This window comes from Pseudoalteromonas sp. TB51 (genome assembly GCF_000498055.1).
Classification (GTDB): Bacteria; Pseudomonadota; Gammaproteobacteria; order Enterobacterales; family Alteromonadaceae; genus Pseudoalteromonas; species Pseudoalteromonas atlantica.
Genome location: NZ_AUTO01000213.1, coordinates 1 through 1374 on the forward strand (window position 1 = coordinate 1; position 1374 = coordinate 1374).

The window sequence follows — 1374 nt, forward strand, 5'->3', positions numbered from 1 at the left end:
TCTAGCCCTTCGGGCACGCTTCACGTTCCAGTTCGTCGCAGAGCTCCTCTCGCTCCAGCTTGAAAGCAAAACTATTTGCTTGTCTAGCCCTTCGGGCACGCTTCCGCCCCTAGGTTGCAGTTCCTACGTACTGATACTTACTTAAATTTTTTGGCATCAAGCCGAAGCTGTGCATTTTGCTAGTATTGTTTTATATCTTTGTTATCTACGCTCATTTCTACTTGTTTATTAAGTAGATTAATTAGCAAAATACTGCGCATATCACCGTCTGGCTCTTTGTAAATAGCTTTAATATTATTAAATGAGCTGTTATTTACGCTAACTACATCACCCGTTTTAGGTATAGTAGAATCATTAGTATGTAAACGCTCACTTTTAAGCTGTTCAATTAGGGCTGTAGGTACAATTTGATAATTTGCCCCATAAGATACAAAGCCGCTAATTCCGCGCGTATTTTTTACCGCAGAAAAGTTACCGTTTTGTGACTCAAGACAAACAAATAGGTAGTTAGGGAATAGAGCTGACTGTTTAACGGTACGTCGACCTTTAACCAGTTTCTCGGTGGTTAGCTTGGGGTAAAACACTTCAATCCCTTGGTTTAGTAAGTTGGTGGCTGCTCGCTCTTCTTGCCGAGGCTTACACGTAACTAAATACCAACTTTCCATAGCAATCCTTACTACAAATATAATTGCAAAAAACACAACGTTAAATTTAATAACGCGTAATTATAAACAATTTAAGCGCACTAAGTAAATAGGTGTTTATTGTAAATATTTACTAACCTTGTTAATTGTAATAGTGAGGTTTGTTGTAACAATTACGCGTTTAATCGCGAGTATTAAACTTAAATCAGTATTTGAATACTAGTGCTAACATAAGCTATGTGGCATAAAGCCACGCAGCAGCTATTGTAGCCTTCGCCCATTACGCCAGCAGGCTGGGCGCCTACAAGCTAAACACGGAAAATTTCGCTAATCTAGTAGCAGCGAGTTTACCTCGCGATAGCTCTACAAATTTTTACCCGGCATAAAGCCGCTGCTACAACATAACTAAACTTTGCTTAAAGCGCTGTTTGACCCTACTTTTAACTTTATCCTTAAAAAACTAAATATAGATACCCTATGAAAATACTTCACCATGGAGCGGTAAATGGCGTGACTGGCTCTTGCCATGAATTAGTTATTAATAGTAAAACCAGCGTGCTGATAGATTGCGGGCTTTTTCAGGGGGAAGACGCAAAAGATGATTTATCAATAGAGTTTGATATTGCGCACATTAGCGCGCTTATTGTTACCCATTGCCACATTGACCACGTAGGGCGCATTCCTTATTTATTAGCAGCCGGTTTTAAGGGGCCCATTTATACTACGCCTG

The 1374-nt window shown here is 39.7% G+C and carries 2 protein-coding genes; one reads left to right on the forward strand and one right to left on the reverse strand.

Features of this window, described 5'->3' with window-relative positions:
* Nucleotides 1–179 precede the first annotated feature (179 nt).
* Nucleotides 180–665 carry a transcription/translation regulatory transformer protein RfaH gene (rfaH, locus tag L650_RS0111585; protein WP_029773213.1) on the reverse strand — a complete coding sequence of 162 codons (486 nt, stop codon included), beginning with the start codon at nt 663–665 and terminating at the stop codon, nt 180–182.
* Between the two features lie 456 nt (nt 666–1121).
* Here rfaH and L650_RS0111590 point away from each other — a divergent pair.
* A partial coding sequence (locus L650_RS0111590; RefSeq protein WP_029773214.1) for an MBL fold metallo-hydrolase occupies nt 1122–1374 on the forward strand: 253 nt, incomplete at its 3' end.

Coding starts and splice junctions, on each gene's coding strand:
- rfaH (WP_029773213.1), bottom strand. CDS start 665: ATGGAAAGTTGGTATTTAGTTACGTGTAAGCCTCGGCAAGAAGAGCGA.